We start from the raw sequence: 26375 nt of genomic DNA on the forward strand, positions 1-26375 counted from the left end.
GTATTGCCGTGCCCGTTGGTGATGGACGCGGTGAAGGTTAAATCCCCGTCGCCGAACGCCTGAAGATCCGCTGACGGGATTTTCACGCTCCAGGTCAGGTCGCTGCCAACCGTTGCGGTGTAGCTCTTGCCGCCTGCGGTGATGGAGACGGTATCGCCCGCCGCCGCGCCGGTAACGCGACCGCTGAGGGTTTGATCGACGCCCGCTTCGGCGTTATTGACCAGGTTGTCGCCCGCAAACGTATTGATAATGACCTGCGGAAGAACGGTATCCACCAGCAGATTCGCCTCGGCAGAACCGCTGTTACCCACGCTGTCGGTCCCGCTGACGCTGACGGTATAAAGCGTGTTCGCCAGATTCAGGACGTCGGACACCGGCACCTGGACCGCCCAGATACCGTTTTCGACGGTTGCCTGATAGCTGACGTTGTTCAGCGTCACGGTGACGGTGGAGCCGTCCGGCAGGTTGCTGGTGCCGGTCAGGCTCAGCGGCTGCATCGCCTCCTGGGCATTCAGGACGTTATCCTGGCTGATGGCGTCAATCGTAAATTCCGGCGGGTGTCCGCTCAGCGTAATGCCGTGCGTGGCGCTGCCGGTGTTGCCTGCCGCGTCAGTGACGGAAACCGAAAGCGTGTGGTTGCCTTCACCCAGCGCGCCCAGCACGGACGCCGGAACGCCCACGCTCCAGCTGCCGTCCGCCAGCACCACGCCGGTGAAGGTCTGGCCGCCAAGCGTCACGGTGACCACATCGCCCGCGGCGGCACCGCTCGCCAGGCCGGAAATAATGTGCGCCTGGCCCTGCTCGCTGATATTGAGGATATCGTCGCCCGCCACGGTATGGATGGTGACGATCGGCGCGGCGGTATCCACCGTGAAATCTGCCGTCACGGACGAGCCGTTGCCCGCTTTGTCGCTCACGTTAACCGTCAGGGTGTGATTACCCTCACTCAGCGCCTGCACGTCGTTCACATCAAGCGTGACGGACCAGGTGCCGTCGCTGCCCACCGTGGCGTTATAGTTTTTACCGTTCAGCGTGACCGTGACGATCTGACCGGCTTCCGCATTCGTTTTACCGGTCAGGGTCAGCGGCTGGCTGTGCTCAGCCGCATTAATGATGTTGTCCTGCGCGAGGGTATCGACAGAGAGGGTTGGCGCGGTGGTATCCACCCCAATCGTCTGGCTTCCGCTGACGGTGTTACCCGCCGCGTCTTTACCGCTCACGTTGACCGTCCAGGTACCGTCGCCCAGCGCCTGCGCGTCCGCCGCAGGCACGTTAACACTCCACGCGCCGTCTGCCCCGACTTCAGCCGCGTAGGTTTTGCCGTTCAGCGTCACGGTGAGTGCGGTACCCTGCGCCAGGTTTTTGCTGGCACCGGAAAGCGTAAAGCCCGCGGATTGCTCGCTGGCGTTCAGCACGTTATCGCCCGCCGTGGTGGCCAGCGTAATGGCGGCGTCGGCGGTAGAGACCGTCACGGTGATACTGCCCGCAGAGGTGGTTTTACTGCCGTCGATCTGCACGACTGACCAGGTGTGCTCCCCGTCCGTCTGGGTCGGTAATATTACCGTCCAGGTGCCGTCTTTACCGACCATGGCGCTGGCAATGGTGCTGCCGCTGCTGTCTTTGATCTGGATGGTCGCGCCCGGCTGACCGGTGCCGCTAAAGGTCGGGTTGCTGTCGTCCGTGATCTCGTTTGCGCTCAGCACGCCCTGCTTGTCACCCGCTTTATCCGACAGCAAGAAGGTCGGCGTGGCGCTTTCAACTTCTTTTGTATTATCAATGACTTTTGTTTTAGTTTCGCCGTCACCGCCGTTTGCCAGCAGTGCCCCGATGGCACCGCCGCCTAACGCCGCTCCCGCAATCCAGCCCCACGGCGCGTCGCTTAAAACACTTTCCTGCTCGAGGAAAGGTTGAATGCTGCTAATCGGTGTGGCCTGCGCGGTTAACTCGGTCACCGCAGCGCCTGACGCTTCCCCGGCATCGGCAAAAGAAATATGCGTCAGTTCCTGACGATCGTTGAACACCAGCTCTGACTGATTATGCGTTTCAGGATCTTCGACAAAATAGTTATTGCAGCGAATAACGCTGCCATCTTTCATATAAATGAGGAGATCTTTACCCTGGCGGACATAACGCGCCACATCCTGAGCAGAGCCCTGGATTTCAATCACGCTCGGCGATGAAATAGAGACCGACAGATTTCCTTCGCCGGTTAATTTCGTTTTCTCCGCCGTTTTGCGAATGATGACATCAACAACTTTCATGTTACTCATATTCTTCTCCTTGCAGGTGTACGGATTCCTGTGGATATGTCCACCAGACGGATGTAGCTATCCCTGGGAAAAAACACCCATTATTTTCAGTCTTACTTTGCGCAACACTGCGCGTCTTTTATTAACTCAAGTCGGGTAATTTTGCGGCAGCGTTTTTCTCTATTCCAATAAGCGGCATTAAATTATCAACCGCGGAAGCATAATTAATTGCCGAACTCCAGCCGTCATACTCGGCGATTATTTTCGCTGAGGTGGCCTGCCAGACATCCTGCTCAACGCTGAGCAGATCGTTAATGCTCCGCTTGCTCAGGGTGTATTCATTTTTATAAACATCGCGGGCCCGCAGCGCATTTTCCAGCTGTTGCTTCCCCGCCTCCATTCGTCCCCGCGCGCCGGTCCAGTCAGCCTGCGCGACGGAGGCCTTTTGCAGGACATCGAAACGCGCCTGATCGACCTGAGAGGAGGCCATGGCCCGTGCGCCTTCCGCCTGCCGAACGCGTGCGGAAACCGCGCCCCCCTGATACAGCGGCGCGTCGATATTGAGCTGTATCTGGTCGTCCCAGTAGGAACGGTTGTCCGATTCATAACGGGTGCGCCCCCCCTTCAGGCTTAGCGTAGGCCAGTGCTGGGACTTCGCCGTTTCCACGCCATACTGAGCCGAACGTTCCATGTTCTGCGCGGCCATCACCGCCGGTATCAGGGAATAATCGATGCGGTTGAGCGAGTCCGGCTCCACGGCAAGATTCGCGGGCATCGGCGAATAGGCCTCTGCCTGCATTCCGGTTAATACCGCAAGCCTGGCGCGCGCGCTGTTTAAGGCGGCGCGATACTGCGCGACCGTCGCCTGCATGCCGGCAATGCGCGTGCGGGTCTGAAGCTCATCGGAGGTCGAACTCACGCCCGCGTCTGCGCGCAGCTTTGCCAGCTGCTCGACGTTCTTGAGCGCCTGCACGTTATCTTTTGCCGCCTGCAGCAGATCGGAATAGCGTTTGACCTCGACGTAGCTCAGCGCCGTTTTTTCCGCCACGTCCGAAAGCGTGCCCATCAGCTGATAGCGGTAGCTATCGCGCTGGGCGGAGGACTGGCTGATGCTGTTATTGGTCTTGCCAAAATCGTACAGCAGCTGCGTCAGGCTCAGCCCCCAGGCGGCTGAATTCTTCAGCGACCCGCTGGAATCGGTGGTCTGGCTGTGCCCCGTACTTCCGTTCAACGATATTTGCGGCATCCAGCCGCTGCGCGCTTCATCTATTTGTGCCTGGCCAATACCTAATTGCGCGGCCTGCTGGCTAATTGACGGATCGCGATCGATCGCAAAAAGAATACTTTCTTTTAAGGTTGTGGTTGCCACCGGGGCAATACCCACCTGATTACTATTGGCGAAAGCCGTATTTATGGCTAATGAAATGAATGCCAGTGCTGCTGTAAATCTATGTAACATAGGCTTTCGTAATATCGTCATGTTATCTCCCTGACTCTGAGTGATACTCAAGCAAATACCCAAAAAGAGGTACAGATAATTAGACAAATATCTTATTTAGCTACCTTGCTGAATTTCAGGTAATACTCCCCATACCCATTTCCATCGGAGATGAGATCTGCCCGCATCTTATTTCAATTAAGAATTTACTTATTTCTTAAACTGGTTAGCAGCATAACAAAATGTGTTATAGCCCACTACAGCCACAATGTTAATGTGGTGTTACAAGCAAGAAAAAATATGGGGTTTCTGGACAAAACTCTAAAAGTATCCTTTCAGATGAAACATATAAACTCTCTGTTATCTAAGGAAAATTCTTAATTCCCTCCGTGCACATTTTTGCGTTAATTTCAGCGTGAGTCAGACACAAAGATTTTCAAAGAAGTGTCAGTTTACGTAGCTAAAGGGATATATTTAAAATTAAAAACTTTTAAAAAACTAATTAAAGCAATTAAAACCTGAATAACCCCTATTAAACAGCATTTAACACCACTCAATGGCGATACGCTGGTTACATAACCCAAATCGTCAAATAAAACATAACAATAACATTGTGATTAACATTCAAAACGGCTTACTTATACCTGCTTAATAAAATTTTAATAATCACCTATCTGAATTATCACGCCGCCGCACATCGTCCTGAGGACATTCCCCTTCTCTCTGCGTCAAAATGCTGTATTATGCAAACTATTGCGACATTTTGCAGGAATGTACCCCATGCACAAAACCGCTCGTCAACGCTACGTCCTGGATATCCTCAGCGAGCAAGGCCAGGCCAGCATCACCGACCTGGCTGAAAAGCTGCAGGTTTCGGCGGATACCATTCGTCGGGATCTGACCGACCTGGAAAACCAGGGCCTTGCGCAGAAGAACCACGGCGGCGCCATCGCGCTCAACCTCTCCGCCATGAACCGTCAGGGCCGCAATACGCTGCTGCCGGAGACCAAACAGCGCCTGGGTAAACAGGTCGCACAGCAGGTTCCACCGGGCTCCACCCTGTTTCTGGATGCCGGAAGCACGGTGATGGCCGTCGCCACCTTTCTTCAGGGGCCGCTCACCGTTATTACCCCCTCGCTGGATATCGCCCAGCATTTTAGCGACCGGGAAGACATTGAGCTGATCCTGCTCGGCGGGAAATGGGACCACAAGCAGCGACTGTTTGCCGGCAGCGCCACGCTGTCTTTGCTGTCCCGTTATCGGGCAGATATCGCCATTCTTGGGGCGTGCGCCATTCATGCCGAACTCGGTTTGAGCGCCGGTAAAGAAGCGGATGCCGAGGTGAAACGCGCGATGCTGGACGCAAGCCATGCGCACTGGATTGTCGCCGACCATCTGAAAATTAACCGCTGCGAACCGTATCTGGTTTCCGGGTTATCCAGCATTCAACAACTCTTTTTAGATCGTCCCTGGCCTGAGCTTGGGGACCATAGCGCACTGCAGGTTACGGTATGCGCGAATTAACGTGGAGAAGGTCATGAGTAAAGTTCAAACAATCAACATTGCGCTGATCGGGTATGGATTTGTCGGTAAAACCTTCCATGCCCCGCTGATCCAGTCGGTGGACGGGATTAAGCTGGCCGTGGTCTCTTCTCGTGATGAAGAGAAGGTTAAACGCGATCTGCCGGACGTACAGGTGGTGGCGACACCGGAAGAGGCCATTCAGCATCCTGATATCGATCTGGTGGTGATTGCCTCCCCCAACGCCACGCACGCCCCGCTGGCGACGCTGGCCCTGAACTCGGGGAAACACGTGGTCGTGGACAAGCCTTTTACCCTCGATATGCAGGAAGCCCGCGACCTCATTGCGCTGGCGGATGAAAAGCAGCTGCTGCTCTCCGTCTTCCACAACCGCCGCTGGGACAGCGATTTCCTCGGCATTAAGCAGATTATTGAGCAAGGCACGCTCGGCAAGGTTAAACACCTGGAATCGCACATCGACCGCTTCCGCCCGGAAGTGCGCGTGCGCTGGCGCGAGCAGAACGTCCCCGGGAGCGGTCTGTGGTTTGATCTGGGCCCTCACCTGATTGACCAGACGCTTCAGCTCTTTGGCCTGCCGGAGTCGGTTCAGGGGAATATCGCGACGCTGCGCGACGGCGCAGAAATTAACGACTGGGCGCACGTGGTCTTAAACTACCCGGAGCATAAGGTCATTCTGCACGCCAGCATGCTGGTTGCTGGCGGTACGGCGCGCTTTAGCGTCCACGGGGACAAGGGCAGCGTGGTGAAAGCCAGAATTGACCAGCAGGAAGCGCAGCTGCTCGCAGGGGTGATCCCCGGCAGTGAAACCTGGGGCGAAGACGGCGACAGCATGGTCTTCTTTGGCGCCGACGGCGCACCGCAGACGATCCCAACCCCGAAAGGCGATCAGCGCCAGTATTACGTCAACGTACGTGATGCGCTGCTCGGGAAAATCACCAATCCTGTCCACCCTGTTGAGGCACTGGCGGTCATGGCCGTGCTGGAAGCGGCGGTGAAGTCGTCGGAGACGGGATCAACTCAGGCGCTGGCGTTAACTGCCGAAGAGCGTGCGCTGCTGGGTTAAAAAAACAAGCCGGGTGGCGCTGCGCTTACCCGGCCTACGATTCAGCGCCGTTTGTAGGCCCGTGCAAGCGAAGCGCCGCCGGGCAAGAAAGGTGGCGACAATGTTTCAGCACTACGAACGCTTTTTCGGCATCATGCGCAGAAGAGTATTATCTTTCCAGAAATAGTGATGCATCAGCGCCGCCGCCGCGTGCAGGCCAATCACAAAGTAGCCCAGGTTCGCCAGCGTCTCGTGCCACTCTTTCAACATATCAACCAGGTCGAAATTGGACTCCGCCGCATGCGGCATCGCCAGGCCGAACGCAAACCAGTCGCTGCCCCGGTTGTACATCATCACAATGCCAATCAGCGGCAGCGCAATAAACAGCAGATACACCACCAGATGCCCAAGGTGGGACATCCCCGTCACCATCGCTTTTGGCTTCGGCTGAATCGGTGGCGCGCGGAATTTCAGGCGAACCAGCAGACGCGTCACCATCAGCACCAGGATACTGATACCGCACGAGACGTGGATCATATTGATCGCTGGACGCGCGGTGCGCGGGAAGAAACCTTTGAACTCCATGGCGCAGTAGGCGACGATGATTAACAGAAACACCAGCCAGTGGATGCCGATTTGCAGGCTTGTATATTTAGTGCGCATGTGATTTCCCGATTAAAAACAGTTACCGCGCCAACATAATCTCCTTTCCTTAAAAATTCATTAACTTTTCTGTATGGTTTTTCAAATACTTCCTCCCGCATGAAGCATCTTCAATTGCCGCCCTGCCCGTGATGGTCTAAGCCTGGATGAGTTCAAACTGTCGCATCGACACGTTTACAGGAGAACACCATGAGTAAAATTGGCATTAACGGCTTTGGACGCATTGGGCGCCTTGTACTGCGTCGCCTTCTTGAAACCCAGGACAGCAATACCGTCGTCGCCATCAACGACCTCACCTCACCGAAAGTGCTGGCCTACCTGCTCAGGCATGATTCCAACTACGGTGGCTTCCCGTGGAGCGTCGATTTCACCGAGGATGCGCTGATTGTCGACGGTAAAACCATTGCGGTGTACGCCGAAAAAGAGGCGAAGCACATTCCGTGGAAAGCCGCAGGCGTGGATATCGTCGTGGAGTGCACCGGCTTTTATACCTCTGAAGAGAAATCACGGGCGCACCTGGACGCCGGGGCGAAGAAAGTGCTGATCTCTGCGCCTGCGGGCGAGATGAAAACCATCGTCTACAGCGTGAATGACGACACCATTGACGCCAGTGACACCATTATTTCCGTCGCATCCTGCACCACCAACTGCCTCGCCCCGCTGGCAAAAGCCCTGAACGATGCGTTTGAAATAAAAGTGGGCACCATGACCACCATTCATGCCTATACCGGTACGCAGGCGCTGGTGGATGGCCCGCGCGGAAAAGACCTTCGCGCCTCGCGGGCGGCGGCAGAGAATATCATTCCCCACACTACCGGTGCGGCAAAGGCCATCGGTCTGGTGATCCCTGCGCTCAGCGGCAAGCTGAAGGGCCACGCGCAGCGCGTGCCGGTAAAAACGGGTTCAGTCACCGAGCTGGTGGCGATTCTGGGCAAGAAAGTGACCGTTGAGGAGATCAACGCCGCGCTGAAAAAGGCGACGCAGGGCAATAAATCGTTCGGGTATACCGACGAAGAGATTGTCTCGTCCGATGTAATTGGCTCGCATTACGGTTCGGTGTTTGACGCCACGCAGACGGAGGTGTCAGAAGCGGGAGAGCTGCAGCTGGTGAAAGCGGTAGCCTGGTATGACAACGAATATGGTTTCGTGACGCAGCTGGTGCGGACGCTGGATAAGTTTGCGGCGCTGTGATTCTAGGCCTTTATTCAGGGCTAATATGAGCAGTGAAGCATCCCCTCTCCCTGTGGGAGAGGGTTAGGGTGAGGGGAACATACGGGTGTGGTGGTCATTCCGTTCACTTTATGTTCCTTGCTACTCTTTAACGACATAACCGGTGAACGTGCCAGGGTGGCTCAATCGCCACCACCCTGGCAACCCGGGCTCCCGGCGGTAAATCGCCGCTTCGCGGTCCCCTCAGCTTATTCCTTCAGGCTATCGGGTCGGGCATGAGCCTGCATCCCTGCAGGCCACGCCCTCTCGGCGCATCCCTGCGCCTCGCCCCGGCCTTACGGAAACGCTTCGGCGATATACAGCCGGACCAGGACTTTGCTGTAAGCCAAATGTTATTCTGAAGCGGTTGTTATCGCTTCTGATTACACCCTTAAATCGAGCGCCTGGACAACGCATCCGCGAGAACCGGGTCCTGCTGTAACTGTCCCCATGCGGCAATCACAGCATCCGGGAATTCAACGTGCGCGATAAAATCCCGCCCGGCCGGGCCATAGCCGTTAACGTCATCATACAAACGCGGCAGCTCCCCCAAAACCAGTGACAGGTAGCGGTCAACGGGCCAGAGTCCGCTATTGCCCGCGCTAAACTCCACGCCCACTTTGCCATTGTGCAGCGTTGGCGTAAACCCGGGATGGCTTATCCACTGCGGTGACACGGGCTCATCCCGACAAACGCGGGCAAACGTCGCCATCGTACGGCGCTGCATCGTCGGGTCCTGTACCACCAGCATCCGCCCGGTTGCTCGCTGATGCTGTTTCAGCATATTCCAGCTAAAACGCGCGTTCTCACCGCAGTTGGTGGATTGATCCTCAATCCACAGGCGCGTCTCGGGGATCTGCCAGAACTCCCGCGCAATGTCGGCAAGAATGCTCGCTTCCGCCCGCCCTTCGACGGGCAAGGTGTGATAACGCGGATGACTGCCGATAGCTGAATATAAAAATGCGGTTGAATGACCAATACCGCCGCTAATCAGGAGCGGGATGTCTCTCTGCACGGCAATTCGGCAGGCCGCCTCAATGGTCGGGATCACCGCGTTTCCTGCCAGGATCACCGCATCGACGTCCGGGGGCTGGCGGCTGTCGCTCAGGTCGTCCTGCGCCAGCCATTCACAGACAGTATTGATGGCCGCCAGCGTGGCATCCGGCAGGATGGGAAAATGGGGCTGTTCCATGATGAACTCCTTCTCTCTATCCCTTCAGGGTAGCGACTTCAGGTTCTCAACACAACGGCGACATCGGGCCGCTCTTTTTCCTTAAACTTCCCTTCTACATTTGATTAACATGCGTAAATCATATTCACTTGAATTATCATTTGCGGCAGACGTAGAATCGCTAGCCCGCTAATTATTCAACTATTTCTAAGGTAAACGACGTTATGCGCCTGCCCGAACGCGACCCTTATGCTCCTCGCGAGTGGCAGCCACATGAGAAACCCGCCCTGCTGGGTTCGCCTTCCACACCCGAGCACAGTACGCCAAAACGCATTGCCTACGGCGTCGTTGGCCTGCTGGTGTGCCTGACGGGGGCGCTGGGAAATGCGGTGGTGACCGCCAACCTGCAAAACCTGCAGGGGACCTTCGGGGCCTGGTCGACCGAAATCGCCTGGCTGCCCGCGGTCTACGTCATGACCAACATCTCTATCAACCTGCTGCTGGTCAAGTTCCGCCAGCAGTACGGTCTGCGCGCCTTCACGGAAGGTTTTCTGGTGCTGTACGTGCTGGTGACCTTTTTCCACCTGTTCGTTAACGATCTCAGCTCGGCGCTGATGGTGCGCGCCGCGCACGGGATGGTGGCCGCCGCGCTCAGCTCGCTGGGGATTTACTATCAGATCCAGGCCTGGCCTGCGAAGCACCGCCTGAAGGCGCTCACCATCGGGATTACCGGGTCGTCGCTCGCTATCCCACTTGCCCGCCTGTTTTCCACCGAACTGCTGCAGCTGGACGAATGGCGCGGGCTCTATTTCTTCGAGCTGGGGCTGGCGCTGATCTCCCTGGCCTGCGTAATAGCCTTAAAACTGCCCCCGGGCGACAGGCGCAAGGTTTTTGAGAAAAAAGACTTCATCACCTTCTTTTTAATGGCCCCCGGAATGGCCCTGCTCTGCGCCGTGCTCTCGTTGGGCCGCCTTGACTGGTGGTTCGAGGCGCCGTGGATCGGCTGGTCGCTGGCGCTATCGCTGGTGCTGATTGTGGCTGCCATCGTCTTTGAACATAACCGCGCCAACCCGCTGCTGAACACCCGCTGGCTGTCGAGCGGCAGCATCGTCCGTCTGGGGCTCATCATGCTGCTGATCCGTATCGTGCTGGCAGAGCAAAACACCGGGGTCATCGGCTGGCTGCAGTACGTGGGGTTACAGAACGAGCAGATGACCCACCTGGCGTGGTCCATTTTCGCCGGGATCGTCTGCGGGATCGTCACCAGCTGTCTGACCATCAAGCCGACGAAACTTGCGTGGCCAATCATCACCTCTCTGGCGCTGATGATTGTTGCCTCGCTGCTGGACAGCCAGTCCAGCAACCTGACCCGGCCGGATCAGCTGATGCTAAGCCAGTTTCTGCTGGGTTTCGGCAGCGCCTTCTTCCTGGCACCCGCCATGCTGGCCGCCATTGGCGGGGTGATTGCAGATCCGCGTAACCTGGTCAGCTTCTCGGTGATGTTCGGCATGAGCCAGAACCTCGGCGGCCTGCTGGGCTCCGCGATCCTCGGAACCTTCCAGACCTGGCGCGAGAAGTACCACTCCAGCCTGCTGGCGGACCAGCTCACCACGCTCAATCCGCTGGTCAACGAGCGTATCCAGATTTACACCCAGATGTACCGAAGCCTGATTGGCGACAGTTCGCTGCTGGGAACGCAGGCGATAACGCAGCTGCAAACGGTGACGACGCTTGAGGCGAATATTCTGGCTTACAACGATACTTACCTGCTGACGGCGGGCATCGCTGCCGCCACGCTGGTCTGGATTTTATGGCGCTTGCTGCGCCTGCGCATTACTGCCCGTATGGCGCTTAAGAACGCCACCGGCAATAAATAATTGAAATATTTCTGGAGAGTTTATGAGTCAGCAGGATGCCGCCAAAGAGCAGGCCAACACCCGCAAAAATGTGCGCATTGTTTCCGTTTTCACCGCCGCCGCCATCGGTATTGTCGGCGTGCTGGTGATCCTTTACGCGTGGCAGCTTCCGCCGTTCACCCGCCACGCGCAGTTTACCGACAACGCCTACGTGCGCGGTCAGACGACGTTTATCAGCCCCCAGGTGAATGGCTATATCACCGAGGTGAAGGTTCAGGACTTTGTACAGGTTAAAAAAGGCGACCTGCTGCTGCAGATTGATGACCGTATCTATCGTCAGCGCGTGCATCAGGCCGAGGCGCAGCTGGCGATGAAAATTGCCGCGCTCAATAACAACCTGCAGCAGCGTAAAAGCGCCGAAGCGACGATCGCCAAAAATGACGCGGCGCTGAAAAATGCCCGCGCCCAGAGCCTGAAAACCCAGGCGGATTTAAAGCGCGTGAAGGATTTGACGGCTGACGGATCGCTTTCCATTCGCGAGCGCGACGCGGCGCTGGCCAGCGCGGCCCAGGGCAGCGCCGATATCGAGCAGGCCAAAGCCTCGCTTGAGATGTCGCGTCAGGATCTGCAGACGGTAATTGTGAACCGCGGCGCGCTGGAGGCGGATGTCGAAAATGCGAAAGCGGCACTGGAGCTGGCGCAAATTGACCTGCAAAACACCCGCATCATCGCCCCGCGCGACGGCCAGCTCGGCCAGATTGCCGTGCGTCTCGGGGCCTACGTGACTGCCGGGACCCATCTCACCACGCTGGTTCCGCCGCAGCACTGGGTGATCGCCAATATCAAAGAGACGCAGCTTGCGGAGCTGCGCGTCGGCCAGCCGGTAAAATTCACCGTCGATGCCCTGAACAACAAAGCGTATCAGGGCCGCGTGGAGAGCATCTCGCCGGCAACCGGGGTTGAATTCAGCGCCATCACGCCGGACAACGCCACCGGCAACTTTGTCAAAATCGCCCAGCGTATTCCGGTGCGCATCGAGGTGCTCGGCAAGCCTGAGGAGTCCGCCCTGCTGCGTCCGGGCATGTCGGTGCAGGTGACCATTGATACGCGGGAGGGCAAACAATGACCCTTCGCCCGATAGCCGGTCTGGTGCTGGCGGTAATGCTCGCCGGATGCCAGTCCGTCGACGTAAAACCTGCGCAGCCGACGCTGCAAATCCCCGCCCAGTGGCGTGCTGACGCCGGTCCTGCCAGCCCGGCGGAGCAGCTCTGGTGGCGCAATTTTCATGACAACAACCTCAACCGCTACGTGGATCGGGCGCTAAAGAACAACAGCGACGTGCTGATCGCCCGCGAACGGATTAACGAGTATCAGGCGCGGGTCTTTGCGGCCGACGGCAGCCTGTTTCCGTCACTTGACGCGGGCGTAACGGGGACCCGCGCCCGTTCGCAATCCGCCGCGACCGGGCTGCCGGTCTACGGCACGCTGTACAGAGGTAGCCTGACGGCGAGCTACGACGTGGATATCTGGGGCGTCAACCGCAGCACGGCCAGTGCCGCCGAAGCCTCGCTGGCGGCGCAAAAAGCCGCCGCTGCCGCCGCGGATTTGACCGTCGCGTCTTCCGTTGCATCCGGGTACGTCACCCTGCTCTCGCTTGACGAACAGCTGCGGGTGACCGAATCCACGCTGAAATCGCGCGAAGAGGCATTTAACCTCGCGAAACGTCAGTTTGAGACGGGCTACAGCTCGCGTCTGGAGCTGATGCAGTCGGATTCCGAACTCCGCTCGACGCGAGCGCAGGTTCCCGTGCTGCAGCATCAGATTGCACAGCAGGAGAACGCCCTGAGCCTGCTGCTGGGAAGTAATCCCGGCGCGGTAGCGCGCAGCGAAAGCTTTGAGGCGCTAACGCCGCTGACGCTGCCGTCACAGCTGCCTTCCACCCTCCTGAACCGTCGACCGGATATCGTTCAGGCCGAACGCCAGCTGGTTGCGGCAGACGCCTCGCTTGCCGCGTCGCGCGCGAGCCTGCTGCCGTCGATCAACCTGACCGCGACCGGATCGATACAGGATCGCACCCTGTCCGGCCTGCTGGACAACCCGCTTCAGCTCTGGAGCGTCGGGGGCAGTATTCTCGCCCCGCTGCTGAACCGCCAGGCGCTGAATGCGCAGGTGGATATTTCCCAGTCCCAGCGTAACCAGGCGCTGTACGCCTATGAAAAAACCGTGCGTAACGCGTTTGCCGAAGTGAATAACAGCCTTGATGCTATTACGCGCTATCAGGAACAGCTGACCGAGCTGCTTGCCCAGCAGGAGGTGGCGCAGGAGACGCTGCGCATTGCGCAGAACCGCAATCGCAACGGCTACTCTTCCTATCTGGACGTGCTGGACGCGCAGCGCACGCTGTACTCGGTGCAGACCAGCGTAGTGCAGGTGAAAAATAACCTGCTGCTGGCGCAGATCGATTTGTACAGGGCGCTGGGCGGCGGCTGGAAGAGCGCGTGAACCCCCTTGCGCGCTGATGCCCTCACCCCGACCCTCTCCCACAGGGAGAGGGAGAAAAACCCAAGGAGTCAATCTATGCATCAACAATGGTCTGCAGTAGATAATTACATGATTTCTTCGCTAATCCCTGACGATGACGTGCTTCATCAGGTACTGGAAAACAATAAACGCGCCGGGCTACCCGAACACGATGTTGCGGCCAATCAGGGGCAACTGCTGGCGCTGTTCGTGCGCATGACCCAGGCAAGACGCATCCTTGAGATTGGTACGCTGGGCGCCTATAGCTCAATCTGGATGGCGCGCGCCCTGCCGCCGGACGGAAAGCTGATTACGCTCGAGGCTGACCCGACGCATGCCGATGTGGCCCGCCAGAATATTCACCTCGCGGGGCTGAACGATCGCATTGAACTGATTGAAGGCCCGGCGCTGAGCTCACTGGAGAATTTCGGTGACGTTCCGCCGTTCGACCTGATCTTTATTGATGCCGATAAGCCAAACAATCCCGGCTATCTGGAGTGGGCGCTGCACTATTCACGTCCCGGCACGATAATCATTGGCGATAACGTGGTGCGCGATGGCGAAGTGATTAACGGGCAAAGCGACGACGCGCGCGTGCTGGGGGTGCGGCGTTTTATCGAAATGATTGGGGATAACCCGCGCCTAACCGCCACCGCGCTGCAAACGGTGGGGGTTAAGGGATGGGATGGGTTTACGCTGGCAATCGTGAACGGGTGAAAATTGTGCGGCCTGATGCCCTCACCCCGACCCTCTCCCACAGGGAGAGGGAGAAAACCGGGCAAGAGTTTTAAGCGGAAATCTGCTCCATCGCCTGCAGAATACGCTTATCCGAAATCGGATACGGCGTACCGAGCTGCTGGGCAAAGAAGCTGACGCGCAGCTCTTCGATCATCCAGCGGATCGCCTGCACGTCTTCATCGTCGCGGCGCGCCGGCGGCAGCTTGTTTAGCCACTGCTGCCACGCCTGCTGCACGCTCTCCACTTTCAGCATCTGCGCGCGATCGCGGTGCGGGTCGATAGCCATTTTTTCCAGACGTTTTTCAATCGCCTGCAGATAGCGCAGCGTATCGCCCAGACGCTTAAAGCCGTTGCCGGTGACGAAGCCGCGATAGACCAGCCCCGCCATCTGCGCCTTCACGTCCGACAGCCCCAGCGCCATGGTCATATCCACGCGCCCCTTCAGGCGCTTGTTGATATTGAACACGGCGGTGAGGATCTGCTCGACCTGTTTGGCTATCTCCACCACGGTGTCGTTCAGCTCTGCGCGCACCTTTTCATGAAGCTGAGCAAAGCCCTCTTCCGTCCAGACCGGACCGCCCGCCTCGTGGATCAGCTTGTCCACGCCGCAGGAGATGCAGTCGTCAATCAGATCCAGCACCTTGCCGTACGGGTTAAAGTACAGCCCGAGCTTAGCCTTGTTCGGCAGCTTCTCGTGCAGATACTTGATCGGCGACGGGATGTTGAGCAGCAGCAGGCGACGCAGCCCGCGCCACATCATCTGCTGCTGTTCCTGCGGATTATCAAACAGCTTGATCGCCACGCTGTCGCGCTCGTCCACCAGCGCCGGCCAGGCTTTGACCTTATAGTTACCGCGCTTCTGTTCGTAGCTTTCCGGAAGCTGACCAAAGCTCCAGATGTGCAGCCCGCTCTGCTCGATACCGTCGTCCGCCACCGCAGAAAGCGTCTCCTGAACTTTCCCTTTCAGCGACTCTTTCAGCTCGCTCAGCGAACGTCCTTCCAGCAGCTTTTTGTTTTTATCATCCACCACGCGGAAGCTGATTTTCAGGTGATCGGGCACCTGATCCCAGTTCCAGTCTTCGCGGTCGATGGTGGTGCCGGTCATGCGTCGGAACTCGCGCTCGAGCGCGTCCAGCAGCGGCAGCTCCAGCGGCGTGACGCGGCCTAAAAACGCTTCCGCATAGTTTGGCGCAGGCACAAAGTTGCGGCGCACCGGTTTCGGCAGGGATTTGATCAGCGCAATCACCAGCTCGCGGCGCAGGCCGGGAATTTGCCATTCAAAACCGCCCTCATCGACCTGGTTTAGCAGCGGCAGCGGAATATGAACGGTCACGCCGTCCGCGTCGGCACCCGGTTCAAACTGATACGTCAGACGCAGCTTGAGGTTGCCCTGATGCCAGAAGTTCGGGTAGTCGAGCTTGCTGACCGACTCCGCCCCCTCTTTAATCAGCATGCTCTTTTCAAAGTTGAGCAGGTCCGGCGTCTCTTTGCTGGCCTTCTTCCACCAGCTGTCGAAGTGGCGGGCGGAGATAACATCGTGGCTGATGCGCTGGTCGTAAAACTCAAACAGCGCCTCGTCGTCCACCAGAATGTCGCGGCGGCGGGACTTGTGCTCAAGCTCCTCCACTTCCGCGCGCAGCTTCAGGTTTTCGCGGAAGAAGGCGTGGCGCGTCTGCCAGTCACCCTCCACCAGCGCGTGACGGATAAACAGCTCGCGGCTGAGCGCCGGGTCAATCTGGCTGTAGTTGACCTTACGCGCGGCGACCACCGGCAGGCCGTAAACGGTCACTTTTTCGGTCGCCATTACCGCTCCCTGCGCGCGCTCCCAGTGCGGTTCGCTGTACGAGCGTTTCAGCAGGTGCTGCGCCACCGGCTCGACCCATTCCGGATCGATACGCGCGGCAATACGCCCCCACAGGCGGCTGGTTTCCACCAGCTCGGCGACCATGGTCCATTTCGGCGGCTTCTTGAACAGGCCGGAACCGGGGAAGATGGAGAAACGGGCGTTGCGCGCGCCGGTATATTCCTGCTTTTCCGCGTCCTTCATCCCAATGTGGGACAGCAGGCCGGTCAGCAGCGCGATATGAATCTCGCGGTACTCCGCCGGCTCGCTGTTGACCGGAATGCCCAGCTCTTTCACCACCTGGCGCAGCTGGGTGTAGATATCCTGCCACTCGCGCACGCGCAGGTAGTTGAGGAAATCCACGCGGCACTGGCGGCGGAACTGGTTCGAGGAGAGCGCTTTCTGCTGCTCGCCGAGATAGTTCCACAGGTTTACGAAGGCGAGGAAGTCGGACTCTTTGTCGTGGAAGCGACGGTGCTTTTCGTCAGACGCCTGCTGCTTGTCCATCGGACGCTCGCGCGGATCCTGAATGGAGAGCGCCGAGGTAATGATCATCGCCTCGCGCACGCAGCCGTGCTTTTGCGCTTCCAGCACCATACGGGCCAGACGCGGATCCACCGGCAGCTGGCTGAGCTGGCGGCCCAGCGGCGTTAGCTTGTAGACCGTCGCCTGCTCGTCGGTGGTGATCGCCCCGAGCTCTTCCAGCAGACGCACGCCGTCCTGAATGTTGCGTTTATCCGGCGCTTCGACGAACGGGAACGCCGCGATGTCGCCCAGCCCCAGCGCGGTCATCTGCAGGATAACGGACGCCAGGTTGGTGCGGAGAATTTCCGGGTCGGTAAACTCCGGACGCGACAGGAAATCATCTTCCGAATAGAGACGAATACAGATCCCTTCCGACACGCGGCCGCAGCGGCCCTTACGCTGGTTCGCGGACGCCTGGGAGACCGGCTCAATCGGCAGCCGCTGAACCTTCGTGCGGTAGCTGTAGCGGCTGATGCGCGCCGTGCCCGGGTCGATAACGTATTTGATCCCCGGCACGGTCAGCGAGGTTTCCGCCACGTTGGTCGCCAGAACGATGCGTCGCCCGCCGTGCGGCTGGAATACGCGGTTCTGCTCGCTGTTTGACAGGCGCGCGTAAAGCGGCAGGATCTCCGTGTGGCGCAGGTCGCGCTTGCTGAGCGCATCGGCGGTATCGCGGATTTCGCGCTCGCCGCTCATGAAGATCAGAATGTCGCCCGCGCTTTCGTTGCCCAGCTCGTCAACGGCGTCGAAGATGGCCTGCAGCTGGTCGCGCTCGGTATCGTCCGCCTCTTCCACAATCGGGCGATAGCGCACTTCCACCGGATACGTGCGTCCTGACACCTCGATAATCGGCGCATTGTTGAAATGCTTCGAGAAGCGCTCCGGGTCGATGGTCGCGGAGGTGATGATGATTTTCAGATCCGGGCGACGCGGCAGCAGCTCTTTCAGGTAGCCGAGCAGGAAGTCAATGTTCAGGCTGCGCTCGTGCGCTTCGTCAATGATGATGGTGTCGTACTGCATCAGCAGGCGATCCTGCTGGATTTCCGCCAGCAGAATACCGTCGGTCATCAGCTTGACCATGGTGTTATCGCTAACGTGGTCGCTGAATCGCACCTTGTAACCGATGCAGCCGCCCGGCTCCGTCTGCAGCTCTTCGGCAATACGGTTCGCCACGGTGCGCGCCGCCAGTCGACGCGGCTGGGTGTGGCCTATCAGCCCTTTTAGCCCGCGTCCCAGCTCCATACAGATTTTCGGCAGCTGGGTGGTTTTCCCCGAGCCGGTTTCCCCCGCAACAATCACCACCTGGTGGTCGCGGACGGCCTCAAGGATGTCCTGTTTTTTCTGGCTGACGGGCAGGTTTTCCGGGTAGGTAATTGCCGGACGTGCGGCTTCGCGCAGCACAACCTTCCCTGCCGCCTGTTCAATCTCTTTCGCCATCTCCTGGTAAATGGCCTGTTGTGCATCAGGATTTTTAACCTTCTTCACGCCGTGCAGACGGCGGGCAAAGCGCTGTTTATCGCGCAACATCAGAGAATCAAGCTGTTGCAGGAGCATCGGGAAGGTTAATTTTTGTTGTTCTGTCATAGCGTTAAAGGGCAGTACACGCCCTGATAAACTCTCTTTTTAATGATTGCTATAGAGTACCACATTGACGTCTTTCGCGCCTTATTCAAAAAATTCGAACATAGACTTCGATATATTGCGCTATCTCTGTGGCAGGATTGTGAATAGAGTGTCAACAAGCAACGGGGCAACCCCCTTCAATCAAATGCAACAACAGGAATCACCCATGAGCAAAGTATTAGTTTTGAAATCCAGTATTCTGGCAGGGTACTCTCAGTCTGGTCAGCTGTCTGATTACTTCGTTGAACAGTGGCGTGAACAGCATTCCGCTGACGAAATCACCGTGCGTGACCTGGCTGCAAACCCAATTCCTGTGCTGGACGGCGAGCTGGTTGGCGCGCTGCGTCCAGGCGATGCACCGCTGTCTCCACGTCAGCAGGAAGCCCTGGCCCTGTCCGACGAGCTGATTGCCGAGCTGCAGGCGCACGACGTTATCGTCATCAACGCCCCAATGTACAACTTCAACATCCCTACCCAGCTGAAGAACTACTTCGACCTGGTGGCGCGCGCTGGCGTAACCTTCCGTTACACCGAGAACGGCCCTGAAGGTCTGGTGAAAGGTAAACGTGCGATCGTACTGACCAGCCGTGGCGGTATCCATAAAGACACCCCAACCGACCTGGTTGCACCGTACCTGAGCCTGTTCCTGGGCTTCATCGGCATCACCGACGTGAACTTCGTGTTCGCTGAAGGTATCGCTTACGGTCCGGAAGTGGCGACCAAAGCGCAGACCGATGCGAAAGCCGCCATCGACAGCCTGGTAGCAGCCTAAGATTTTGCCCTCTCACCGCCTGGTGGGAGGGTTTTTCTTTTCCCCCGCATTTCGTTATCATCCGCTCCCACTCTCCAGCCGGGCGGCCTGATGTCTGCGATTATTGATTCTTTTATAGCCCCACCGTGTCACGACGACATTCAGATCCTCTGGCAGGATGAACATCTGCTGCTGATCGATAAGCCTTCCGGTCTGCTCAGCCTCTCGGGCAAAAATCCGCAAAACCTTGATTCCGTCCATTATCGTCTGGTCCAGACGTTCCCCGGCTGCACGCTGGTACACCGTCTGGATTTCGGCACGTCCGGGCTGATGGTGGTTGCGCGCAATAAGGCCATCAACGCGGCGCTGTGCCAGCAGTTCAGCCAGCGCAGCGTGGAGAAGATCTACAGCGCCCTGCTTTGCGGCCATGTGGAAAACGACGAGGGAATAATAGACGCGCCGATTGCCAAAGACCCGGCGCTGTTCCCGCTGATGTCGATCTGCGCCCTCAACGGAAAACCCGCCCGCTCCCGCTATCGGGTGGTGGAACGGTTTTATCAGGGTACGGGACTGCCGTTAACGCGGGTGATACTTACGCCGGAGACCGGGCGAACCCATCAGCTGCGTATTCACTGTCAGCAGCTGGGGCACCCGATTCTGGGCTGCGATCTGTATGGCGGTCTTGAAGCGCCGGGGGCGGAGAAAACGCCCCGGCTGATGCTGCATGCAAGCGAACTGAATTTTATTCATCCCGTGAGCGGAGAGCCGGTTAACGCCCGTCACGCCGCCCCGTTCTGAATGCGGTTTACCACATCAAATCGTCAGGGATTTTGAAGTCCGCGTACGGATCGTCTTCGTCCTGCTCTTCCTGACTTAGCGCGCTGTTTAACACGATGCTGTCGGCATCGCGCTGGGCAATTTTATCGGCCACCACCGCCGGAATAATCGCGTATTCACAGTCGCCGCTGGCGTTGATGACCAGACGGGCAATCGCCAGACGGCCATTAATCAGCTGAGCCTGGGTTTGCTTGTCGACGTCGATTTTTTTGATCAGATTACCGTCGGTGAAGTTAAAGGTGATGTTACCTTTCGCCACGGTGATGCGGTTCATCTCAATCAGCTGCTTCACCTGTGCTTTAAACTCTTTCGCCAGCACGGCCTGCTTCTGCTGCTCGCTCAGCAGCTTGTCGCGCTCGATCTGCGCTTTCTTGTTCTCTTCTACCGCTTCCCGAGCTTCACGCGCCTGAACGCGTGATTTCTTTGCCGTGCGCTGCACTTTTGCCGCTTTTTTGCTGCTGACCAGGCCCGCTTTCAGCATCTGCTCTTGTAAGGTGAGTTTTGTCATGATCGTTTCTAAACCGGTTGGAAATTTTGGGGATTATAGCGGGAATTGCGGAGAGTGTGCCAGAGAAGTAGGCATGGCGCTTTGTCGCCTGAGCCTTGTTTATTATTTATTCAGCGTTTACTAACGTTATAGCCGCAAGAGTGATTAAAAATTGTCAGGTCATTTTCTTAAAAAAAAATGAGCAGTTCGTGAATATGATGCGGATTGAATAATTGCGATCGCTTCAGGCGTAGGCTGTTTTTTCTTATTAAGAGAATGAAAAAAATATGCCCTTAAAAGGAACAATGATGCTTAACGATAAGGATTCCGCATGTTTCGACTCTACCGGTCACATGATTTAACACGGCAATTAAACCCTGAAGATTTTCAATACATTCTTACTCCAGCAGGTTCACTGAAAGAGGCGTGTAAACATTATGATCTGTCTTATGAAGCAAACGGTCATAGCCTCTCTTTTGGTCTTCCCAAAAGAAAAAACAGCATATCTCCACATAAAAGACCCTATGAACGAAGGCAATGCAGCTACGCAGATCCCATTTATGATCAAGTAGAACGCGAACTTCAAATTGGCTGGCTTGTTGGAGTAGATACCTCCAGGCACTGGAGCAGCGACCGGAACCCGTTTTATATCGACAATAACGGCGAGCTAATTTTTACCCCTACTTCCTCATCGTGGCATGCATGGTATAAGGACGAAATCATGAGCGCTTACCGGAACGTTATTGCCGATCGGCAAGGCAGGAAGTCTGCTCCCACTCAACGGATGCATTATGATTATTACGGGCCAACAACTTCACCGTCGGGGAAAACGCTGAATAGTAAAGCTGTTGGTCGACTGCTCGCCGCTGGTGGGGTGTATAACGGCAATATTAAAGGTTTTCATGAAACCGCACAGCAGCTTGGTGGGGATGCCCCCGCGGGCTACGATCAAATCATGAACAACAAAGGGTTAATGATTGCGGGTGCCTCCATTGCAGCAGGATTGACAATTGGCAGGTTGAACCCTTTAAGCGAAATAGACGAAATATCGGGCCTCGGTAAGATACCAGCACTAGAAAACCCATATGTAAAAGGTTTCACCTCTGAGAATGGTACATTAGTGAATGCTGAACACGCCGTTATCGACCCAAAAAAACTCGCGGCTTATGCTTTAGATTCAACACATCCTACAGGGGGGCACAAAGCCAGGGTATTTGAATCAGCGCTGGGATACAACCCAACTAATGCAGATGTTTTAGCCGCAAGAATCAAGGAAGGCGTATTATCGGCCCCAGCCAAAGTGTTGCAGGCAAATAATTACGGCCAAACAATTGCTGTCGATATGTCCATTTTAGGCGTCAATGATGAAACAGCGATCGTGCGTACAGGTTGGATGTATGAAACAGACGCGTTAGTTCCTCGCCTGACAACCATATTTGTTAAATGAGAAAATACAAATGAAAAGAGCCGAATTAGACGTAGTGATTTTAGGCGAGGATTTACCGAATGAAGGACTGGTAAAAGGGACTATTGGTACGATTGTTATGGTTTTCAACACCCCTACGCGGGGCTATCTTGTCGAGTTTTGCGATGAGGAAGGAAGAACAATCGCAATGCCTGCTTTGCTTCCCGCTCAACTAAAGAGTTATTTCACTCCAGGTATCCTTAAAACACTGCTGGTTGACAATAATTTCCCGGTAGCCAACCCAGTAGATCCTGACGTAATGACAGACTTGATGTACAAAGCCGCCCCTGCTGAATGGGATGCTCAGAAGAGAAGAGTTTACCAGGATATCCAACGTCTGATGGTTAACCGGCTGGACTACACTGGTATGTTCGAAATCATGGATGGCCTTGAGTATAACGGTTTGACGCTGTACAGCCTGGTGGGGGCGGAGAACGGTGAACCCGTATGGTCGAATATCTACATTCGTAACTTTGAAATACGTGACAACGAAAGCTATGTTGATCCGAACCTTACTGACAAGGTACTCATTGGTGAAGATGGTATGACCGTGTTTGCCTACAACTTCACAGATGACTGTTTCGAGATCCGTGATAAAGCATCAATGGATTATGCCATTGAAACACATGCTAACCTCAGCGAATTGTTGTCCACGCTGATTGATACGTTGAGCTGAAATCCGCAACATCAATTGCTGGTTGTATTTTCAACCAGCCTATTGGATCGCATTAATAAGGAGGTATAACGAAAGCATTCCGATACCTCTTCTCTCACTGCCCTCTCCAGCCTGTGCGCAACACTGTTCATGAACTTCGCTCATGTTGCATTGAAATTAAGTCACTTCCCCTGCGCCGCGGGCTCAGGCATAAATTATGCATCGGTAACTTCTTAGCAACATGAACTTAGGATGCATAACCACAATGAGCAAAGCTTTCACATATACCCTTAAGCGCAGTTGCTTCGATGAGAATTACAACCCGTCAGAAAATACGCGTACGACCACCAACTTTGCCAACCTGGCGCGCGGGGAAAAGCGTCAGGAAAACCTGCGCAATACGCTGGTGATGATCAACAACCGCTTTAACGCCCTGGCGCGCTGGGATAACCCAAACGCCGATCGCTACGCGGTTGAGCTGGAAATCATCTCTGTCGACTTGAACATTGGCGCGGAAAAACCGTTCCCGGCCATTGAGATATTGCAAACCACGATTGTCGACAAAAAAAATAACCTGCGTATCCCTGGCATCGTCGGAAATAACTTCTCTTCTTACGTGCGGGATTATGATTTCAGCGTGCGCCTGCTGGAACACAACAAGAACCAGCAGCACTTCAGCATTCCGGAAAAGTTTGGCGAACTGCACGGCAATATTTTCCGCCACTTTGTGAGCTCGCCGGAATACAAAGAGAACTTCAGCAAGGGTCCGGTGATCTGCCTGAGCGTCTCCAGCAAAGACACCTATCGCCGCAACGGTAACCAGCATCCTGTGCTGGGCGTTGAGTATCAGCCGGATGGCGAGTCGCTAACGGAACAGTACTTCGCGAAGATGGGCCTGCAGGTTCGCTATTTCATGCCGGAAAACAGCGTGGCGCCTTTCGCGTTCTTCTTTACCGGGGATTTGCTGAGTGACTACACCGATCTGGAGCTGATTGCCACCATCAGCACGATGGAGACGTTCCAGAAAATCTATCGCCCGGAAATTTATAACGCAAACTCGGCGGCGGGACTGTGCTACCGACCGGATCTGAACCAGCAGGATCACTCCTTAACCAAAATTGTTTATGACCGGGAAGAGCGTAGCCGACTGGCGATTGAACAGGGTCGCTTTACCGAAGCGTACTTTATTAAGCCTTACCAGCACATTCTTGAGCAGTGGTCTGATAACTACACGCTTTAATTCATCAAAAAAGGTCTTTTATTATGAAAACATTGCTCCCGACTTCTACGGCTGGCAGCCTGCCTAAGCCGACCTGGCTTGCACAACCTGAAACCCTGTGGTCACCCTGGAAATTACAGGATCAGGAACTCCTGGCGGGTAAACAGGACGCGCTGCGCCTGTCTCTGGATGAGCAGATCCGCGCGGGTATCGATATCGTCAGCGACGGAGAACAGACCCGCCAGCACTTCGTCACCACCTTTATTGAACACCTGAGCGGCGTGGATTTTGAAAATCGCCAGACGGTGCGCATTCGTAACCGCTACGACGCCAGCGTGCCGACCGTGGTTTCAGCCGTTGCGCGTCAGAAACCGGTATTCGTGGACGATGCGAAATACCTGCGTCAGCTCACGGACAAGCCGATCAAATGGGCCCTGCCCGGGCCGATGACCATGATCGACACCCTTTACGACGCGCACTATAAAAGCCGCGAAAAGCTGGCCTGGGAATTCGCCAAAATCCTCAATCAGGAAGCGCGTGAGTTAGAGGCCGCGGGCGTGGATATTATCCAGTTTGATGAACCGGCATTTAACGTCTTTTTTGACGAGGTGAACGACTGGGGTATCGCCGCGCTGGAGCGCGCCATTGAAGGGCTGAAGTGCGAAACCGCGGTACACATCTGCTACGGCTACGGCATCAAAGCCAATACCGACTGGAAAAAGACGCTCGGCTCAGAGTGGCGCCAGTACGAAGAGGCCTTCCCTAAGCTGCAGACCTCTAATATCGACATTATCTCCCTGGAGTGCCACAACTCCCGCGTGCCGATGGATCTGCTGGAGCTGATCCGCGGTAAAAAGGTGATGGTCGGCGCGATTGATGTGGCAACCAACGCCGTTGAAACGCCGGAGGAAGTCGCCGATACGCTGCGTAAAGCGCTGCAGTTCGTCGATGCCGACAAGCTTTACCCGTCAACCAACTGCGGCATGGCTCCGCTTTCACGTCAGGTGGCTAACGGCAAGCTGAAAGCGCTCAGCGCCGGCGCAGAGATTATCCGCAAGGAGCTCGGCGCGTAATCCCTTACGTTTGCCAGTAGAGCGGCGTACCGAAAAACGCCACGTAATAATCAATCACCGCCCTGACGTTCAGGGGCGGATGACGTGCGTTAGGATAGATCGCCGCAATATTGAGTTGCTCCGTGTTGATGGCGCACGCCATTTCCGGCAAAAGGGCGACCAGCTCCCCCCGCTTCAGCCTGTCGCCAATCAGCCAGTCCGGAAACAGGACGATCCCCATCCCACCCAGCGCGGCAATGAGCAGCGACTCCGCATTATTGGACGTCATCAGCGGCGCGACGGGATAATGCACCCAATTCTCCCCTTTGCGCCGCACGAGCCAGCGGTTAGGCCCGGACGAACCGCGATAGACCAGACATTTGTGCTGGCTCAGTTCGGTCGGGTCGGCCGGGACGCCGTGCTGACGCAGATACGCGGGCGACGCGGCGAGGTGGTAGCGCTGCTGCCCAAAAACACGGGCGTGGAACGTCGAATCCGTCAGCGTGCCGATGCGGAAGATGAGATCGGCGGCATCCCGGTGCGGGTCGATAAAGTCATCGGTCAGCGTCAGCTCAATGGTTAACCGTGGATAACGCTCGGCCAGACCTGCCAGTCCGGGCGCAACGTGTCTCTGTGCAAAAATTACCGGCCCGTTTATGCGGACCGTGCCGGAGGGTTCGGTCGAACGTTCATCCAGCTCACGGCGCGCCTCTTCGAAGTTATCGACCATCGCCCGGGCATAGCGGATAAACAGATGCCCGCTTTCCGTGGGGATCACCGCACGGGTATTGCGATAGAACAGCTGCTGGCCGAGCGCGTCTTCAAGCTGATGAACAATGCGCGACACCTGCGAGGCGGATATTCCCTCTCGTCGCGCGACGACGGAAAAGTTCTGCGTTTCATAGACGGCAATAAACAGCAGCAGTGAGCGAAGGTTCATGCTTCCGGCATCTGACATTGATGCATTTCCTGCAAAGGTGTTTCCTGCATTATGGCATTTTTCTCACGGGTCTACCGACGTAATCTTCTTCGCCTGAAAACGGAGGAAGCGTAATGCAGTTTGTTTTGATTTTACTGGTGATTGCCGGCGGGATGGGCCTCTCCGTCGAAGCGGGGCTACTGGGGCCATTAGGGGGAGAAGTGGGCGATTTATGGGCGACGTTCAGCATTTTTGGCGTCGGCGCCGCGCTGACGTTTCTGCTGATGCTGTTTTTCAGCCCGCGCAGCAGCCCGTCGTTTTTCGCCCAGCCCGGCTGGCAGCTGCTCGGCGGCGTGCTTGGCCCTGTTTACGTGGTCATTCTGACGATCGCCACGCCGACCATCGGCATCGCTCTGACGATGATTGGCATTCTGGCTGGTCAGGTTTTTAAAAGCCTGATCATTGACCACTTTGGCCTGCTGGGTACGCCGAACAGGAAGATAAACGCAAAACGTATCGTGGCGCTGGTTTTTATTATTGCGGCACTGGTTCTGGTCGCGCAGGGGTGATG

Annotated in this window: 20 protein-coding genes and 1 pseudogene; 14 read left to right on the forward strand and 7 right to left on the reverse strand. The window is 56.4% G+C overall.

Features of this window, described 5'->3' with window-relative positions; translation table 11 throughout:
- Positions 1-56: 56 nt before the first annotated feature.
- Positions 57-2270 (reverse strand): annotated as a pseudogene (locus M2422_RS23915) (Ig-like domain-containing protein); the annotation flags it as partial.
- 121 nt (positions 2271-2391) lie between these two features.
- On the reverse strand, positions 2392-3729 hold the full coding sequence (locus tag M2422_RS03960; RefSeq protein ID WP_064672466.1) for a TolC family outer membrane protein: 1338 nt from the start codon (positions 3727-3729) through the stop codon (positions 2392-2394).
- A 738-nt stretch (positions 3730-4467) separates the two neighbouring features.
- Between M2422_RS03960 and M2422_RS03965 the strand changes: the two genes are divergently transcribed.
- A complete protein-coding gene (locus M2422_RS03965; protein ID WP_033145477.1) occupies positions 4468-5211 on the forward strand; it encodes a DeoR/GlpR family DNA-binding transcription regulator in 744 nt (247 codons plus the stop codon).
- 13 nt (positions 5212-5224) lie between these two features.
- Positions 5225-6292 carry an oxidoreductase gene (locus tag M2422_RS03970; protein WP_064672465.1) on the forward strand — a complete coding sequence of 356 codons (1068 nt, stop codon included), beginning with the start codon at positions 5225-5227 and terminating at the stop codon, positions 6290-6292.
- Between the two features lie 111 nt (positions 6293-6403).
- Here the strand turns inward: M2422_RS03970 and cybB are convergent, their stop codons facing one another.
- Positions 6404-6934 carry a cytochrome b561 gene (gene cybB, locus M2422_RS03975; protein WP_023311642.1) on the reverse strand — a complete coding sequence of 177 codons (531 nt, stop codon included), beginning with the start codon at positions 6932-6934 and terminating at the stop codon, positions 6404-6406.
- Positions 6935-7123: 189 nt separating this feature from the next.
- Between cybB and gap the strand changes: the two genes are divergently transcribed.
- Entirely contained in the window at positions 7124-8125 is a 1002-nt protein-coding gene (gene gap / locus M2422_RS03980; RefSeq protein ID WP_029740556.1) for a type I glyceraldehyde-3-phosphate dehydrogenase, read from the forward strand.
- A gap of 409 nt (positions 8126-8534) precedes the next feature.
- Here gap and M2422_RS03985 read toward each other — a convergent pair whose 3' ends face one another.
- Positions 8535-9335, reverse strand: coding sequence for a YdcF family protein (locus M2422_RS03985; RefSeq protein ID WP_064672464.1), 801 nt, complete (start codon positions 9333-9335; stop codon positions 8535-8537).
- Between the two features lie 203 nt (positions 9336-9538).
- Here M2422_RS03985 and M2422_RS03990 point away from each other — a divergent pair, with 203 nt between their 5' ends.
- From M2422_RS03990 to M2422_RS04005, 4 genes are all read left to right on the forward strand, one after another.
- Positions 9539-11191 (forward strand): MFS transporter, encoded by a 1653-nt coding sequence (locus M2422_RS03990; protein ID WP_064672463.1) that lies wholly within the window; start codon positions 9539-9541, stop codon positions 11189-11191.
- Between the two features lie 22 nt (positions 11192-11213).
- Entirely contained in the window at positions 11214-12296 is a 1083-nt protein-coding gene (locus M2422_RS03995) for an HlyD family secretion protein (protein ID WP_064672462.1), read from the forward strand.
- Positions 12293-13672, forward strand: coding sequence for an efflux transporter outer membrane subunit (locus tag M2422_RS04000; RefSeq protein WP_259140032.1), 1380 nt, complete (start codon positions 12293-12295; stop codon positions 13670-13672). The genes M2422_RS03995 and M2422_RS04000 overlap by 4 nt, the downstream gene beginning before the upstream one ends.
- 75 nt (positions 13673-13747) lie before the next feature.
- Positions 13748-14407, forward strand: coding sequence for an O-methyltransferase (locus M2422_RS04005; protein ID WP_064672460.1), 660 nt, complete (start codon positions 13748-13750; stop codon positions 14405-14407).
- Between the two features lie 70 nt (positions 14408-14477).
- On the opposite strand, the gene hrpA is transcribed toward M2422_RS04005, so the two are convergent.
- Entirely contained in the window at positions 14478-18380 is a 3903-nt protein-coding gene (gene hrpA / locus M2422_RS04010) for an ATP-dependent RNA helicase HrpA (RefSeq protein WP_039262562.1), read from the reverse strand.
- A 205-nt stretch (positions 18381-18585) separates the two neighbouring features.
- Between hrpA and azoR the strand changes: the two genes are divergently transcribed.
- Both azoR and M2422_RS04020 read left to right on the forward strand, forming a co-directional pair.
- Positions 18586-19191 (forward strand): FMN-dependent NADH-azoreductase, encoded by a 606-nt coding sequence (gene azoR / locus M2422_RS04015; protein WP_059311330.1) that lies wholly within the window; start codon positions 18586-18588, stop codon positions 19189-19191.
- A gap of 90 nt (positions 19192-19281) precedes the next feature.
- Complete coding sequence (locus tag M2422_RS04020) at positions 19282-19968, forward strand: RluA family pseudouridine synthase (protein ID WP_064672459.1); 687 nt, start codon at positions 19282-19284, stop codon at positions 19966-19968.
- Between the two features lie 7 nt (positions 19969-19975).
- Here the strand turns inward: M2422_RS04020 and M2422_RS04025 are convergent, their stop codons facing one another.
- Positions 19976-20515, reverse strand: coding sequence for a DUF2058 domain-containing protein (locus M2422_RS04025; RefSeq protein WP_023311631.1), 540 nt, complete (start codon positions 20513-20515; stop codon positions 19976-19978).
- A gap of 310 nt (positions 20516-20825) precedes the next feature.
- Between M2422_RS04025 and M2422_RS04030 the strand changes: the two genes are divergently transcribed.
- From M2422_RS04030 to M2422_RS04045, 4 genes are all read left to right on the forward strand, one after another.
- Entirely contained in the window at positions 20826-21941 is a 1116-nt protein-coding gene (locus M2422_RS04030; protein ID WP_064672458.1) for a DUF6883 domain-containing protein, read from the forward strand.
- Positions 21942-21951: 10 nt separating this feature from the next.
- Positions 21952-22635 carry a YrhA family protein gene (locus M2422_RS04035; protein WP_064672457.1) on the forward strand — a complete coding sequence of 228 codons (684 nt, stop codon included), beginning with the start codon at positions 21952-21954 and terminating at the stop codon, positions 22633-22635.
- A 244-nt stretch (positions 22636-22879) separates the two neighbouring features.
- Complete coding sequence (locus M2422_RS04040; RefSeq protein ID WP_064672456.1) at positions 22880-23854, forward strand: DUF1852 domain-containing protein; 975 nt, start codon at positions 22880-22882, stop codon at positions 23852-23854.
- 23 nt (positions 23855-23877) lie between these two features.
- Positions 23878-24906, forward strand: coding sequence for a methionine synthase (locus M2422_RS04045; RefSeq protein WP_023311627.1), 1029 nt, complete (start codon positions 23878-23880; stop codon positions 24904-24906).
- A 4-nt stretch (positions 24907-24910) separates the two neighbouring features.
- On the opposite strand, the gene M2422_RS04050 is transcribed toward M2422_RS04045, so the two are convergent.
- A complete protein-coding gene (locus M2422_RS04050) occupies positions 24911-25843 on the reverse strand; it encodes a LysR family transcriptional regulator (RefSeq protein ID WP_064672455.1) in 933 nt (310 codons plus the stop codon).
- A 95-nt stretch (positions 25844-25938) separates the two neighbouring features.
- Here M2422_RS04050 and M2422_RS04055 point away from each other — a divergent pair, with 95 nt between their 5' ends.
- Complete coding sequence (locus M2422_RS04055) at positions 25939-26373, forward strand: DMT family transporter (protein WP_064672454.1); 435 nt, start codon at positions 25939-25941, stop codon at positions 26371-26373.
- Positions 26374-26375: the final 2 nt, after the last annotated feature.

This window comes from Enterobacter sp. SLBN-59, from assembly GCF_024807915.1.
GTDB classification, from domain to species: Bacteria; Pseudomonadota; Gammaproteobacteria; order Enterobacterales; family Enterobacteriaceae; genus Enterobacter; species Enterobacter asburiae_B.

What these genes read in the sequence shown, in the direction of transcription:
- M2422_RS03990 (WP_064672463.1), top strand. Translation starts at nt 9,539, where the DNA reads ATGCGCCTGCCCGAACGCGACCCTTATGCTCCTCGCGAGTGGCAGCCA.
- M2422_RS04025 (WP_023311631.1), bottom strand. Translation starts at nt 20,515, where the DNA reads ATGACAAAACTCACCTTACAAGAGCAGATGCTGAAAGCGGGCCTGGTC.
- M2422_RS04055 (WP_064672454.1), top strand. Translation starts at nt 25,939, where the DNA reads ATGCAGTTTGTTTTGATTTTACTGGTGATTGCCGGCGGGATGGGCCTC.
- M2422_RS04050 (WP_064672455.1), bottom strand. Translation starts at nt 25,843, where the DNA reads ATGTCAGATGCCGGAAGCATGAACCTTCGCTCACTGCTGCTGTTTATT.
- gap (WP_029740556.1), top strand. Translation starts at nt 7,124, where the DNA reads ATGAGTAAAATTGGCATTAACGGCTTTGGACGCATTGGGCGCCTTGTA.
- M2422_RS03965 (WP_033145477.1), top strand. Translation starts at nt 4,468, where the DNA reads ATGCACAAAACCGCTCGTCAACGCTACGTCCTGGATATCCTCAGCGAG.
- M2422_RS04045 (WP_023311627.1), top strand. Translation starts at nt 23,878, where the DNA reads ATGAAAACATTGCTCCCGACTTCTACGGCTGGCAGCCTGCCTAAGCCG.
- M2422_RS04035 (WP_064672457.1), top strand. Translation starts at nt 21,952, where the DNA reads ATGAAAAGAGCCGAATTAGACGTAGTGATTTTAGGCGAGGATTTACCG.
- hrpA (WP_039262562.1), bottom strand. Translation starts at nt 18,380, where the DNA reads ATGACAGAACAACAAAAATTAACCTTCCCGATGCTCCTGCAACAGCTT.
- M2422_RS04040 (WP_064672456.1), top strand. Translation starts at nt 22,880, where the DNA reads ATGAGCAAAGCTTTCACATATACCCTTAAGCGCAGTTGCTTCGATGAG.
- M2422_RS03995 (WP_064672462.1), top strand. Translation starts at nt 11,214, where the DNA reads ATGAGTCAGCAGGATGCCGCCAAAGAGCAGGCCAACACCCGCAAAAAT.
- M2422_RS04000 (WP_259140032.1), top strand. Translation starts at nt 12,293, where the DNA reads ATGACCCTTCGCCCGATAGCCGGTCTGGTGCTGGCGGTAATGCTCGCC.
- M2422_RS04030 (WP_064672458.1), top strand. Translation starts at nt 20,826, where the DNA reads ATGTTTCGACTCTACCGGTCACATGATTTAACACGGCAATTAAACCCT.
- azoR (WP_059311330.1), top strand. Translation starts at nt 18,586, where the DNA reads ATGAGCAAAGTATTAGTTTTGAAATCCAGTATTCTGGCAGGGTACTCT.
- M2422_RS03960 (WP_064672466.1), bottom strand. Translation starts at nt 3,729, where the DNA reads ATGACGATATTACGAAAGCCTATGTTACATAGATTTACAGCAGCACTG.
- M2422_RS03985 (WP_064672464.1), bottom strand. Translation starts at nt 9,335, where the DNA reads ATGGAACAGCCCCATTTTCCCATCCTGCCGGATGCCACGCTGGCGGCC.
- cybB (WP_023311642.1), bottom strand. Translation starts at nt 6,934, where the DNA reads ATGCGCACTAAATATACAAGCCTGCAAATCGGCATCCACTGGCTGGTG.
- M2422_RS04005 (WP_064672460.1), top strand. Translation starts at nt 13,748, where the DNA reads ATGCATCAACAATGGTCTGCAGTAGATAATTACATGATTTCTTCGCTA.
- M2422_RS04020 (WP_064672459.1), top strand. Translation starts at nt 19,282, where the DNA reads ATGTCTGCGATTATTGATTCTTTTATAGCCCCACCGTGTCACGACGAC.
- M2422_RS03970 (WP_064672465.1), top strand. Translation starts at nt 5,225, where the DNA reads ATGAGTAAAGTTCAAACAATCAACATTGCGCTGATCGGGTATGGATTT.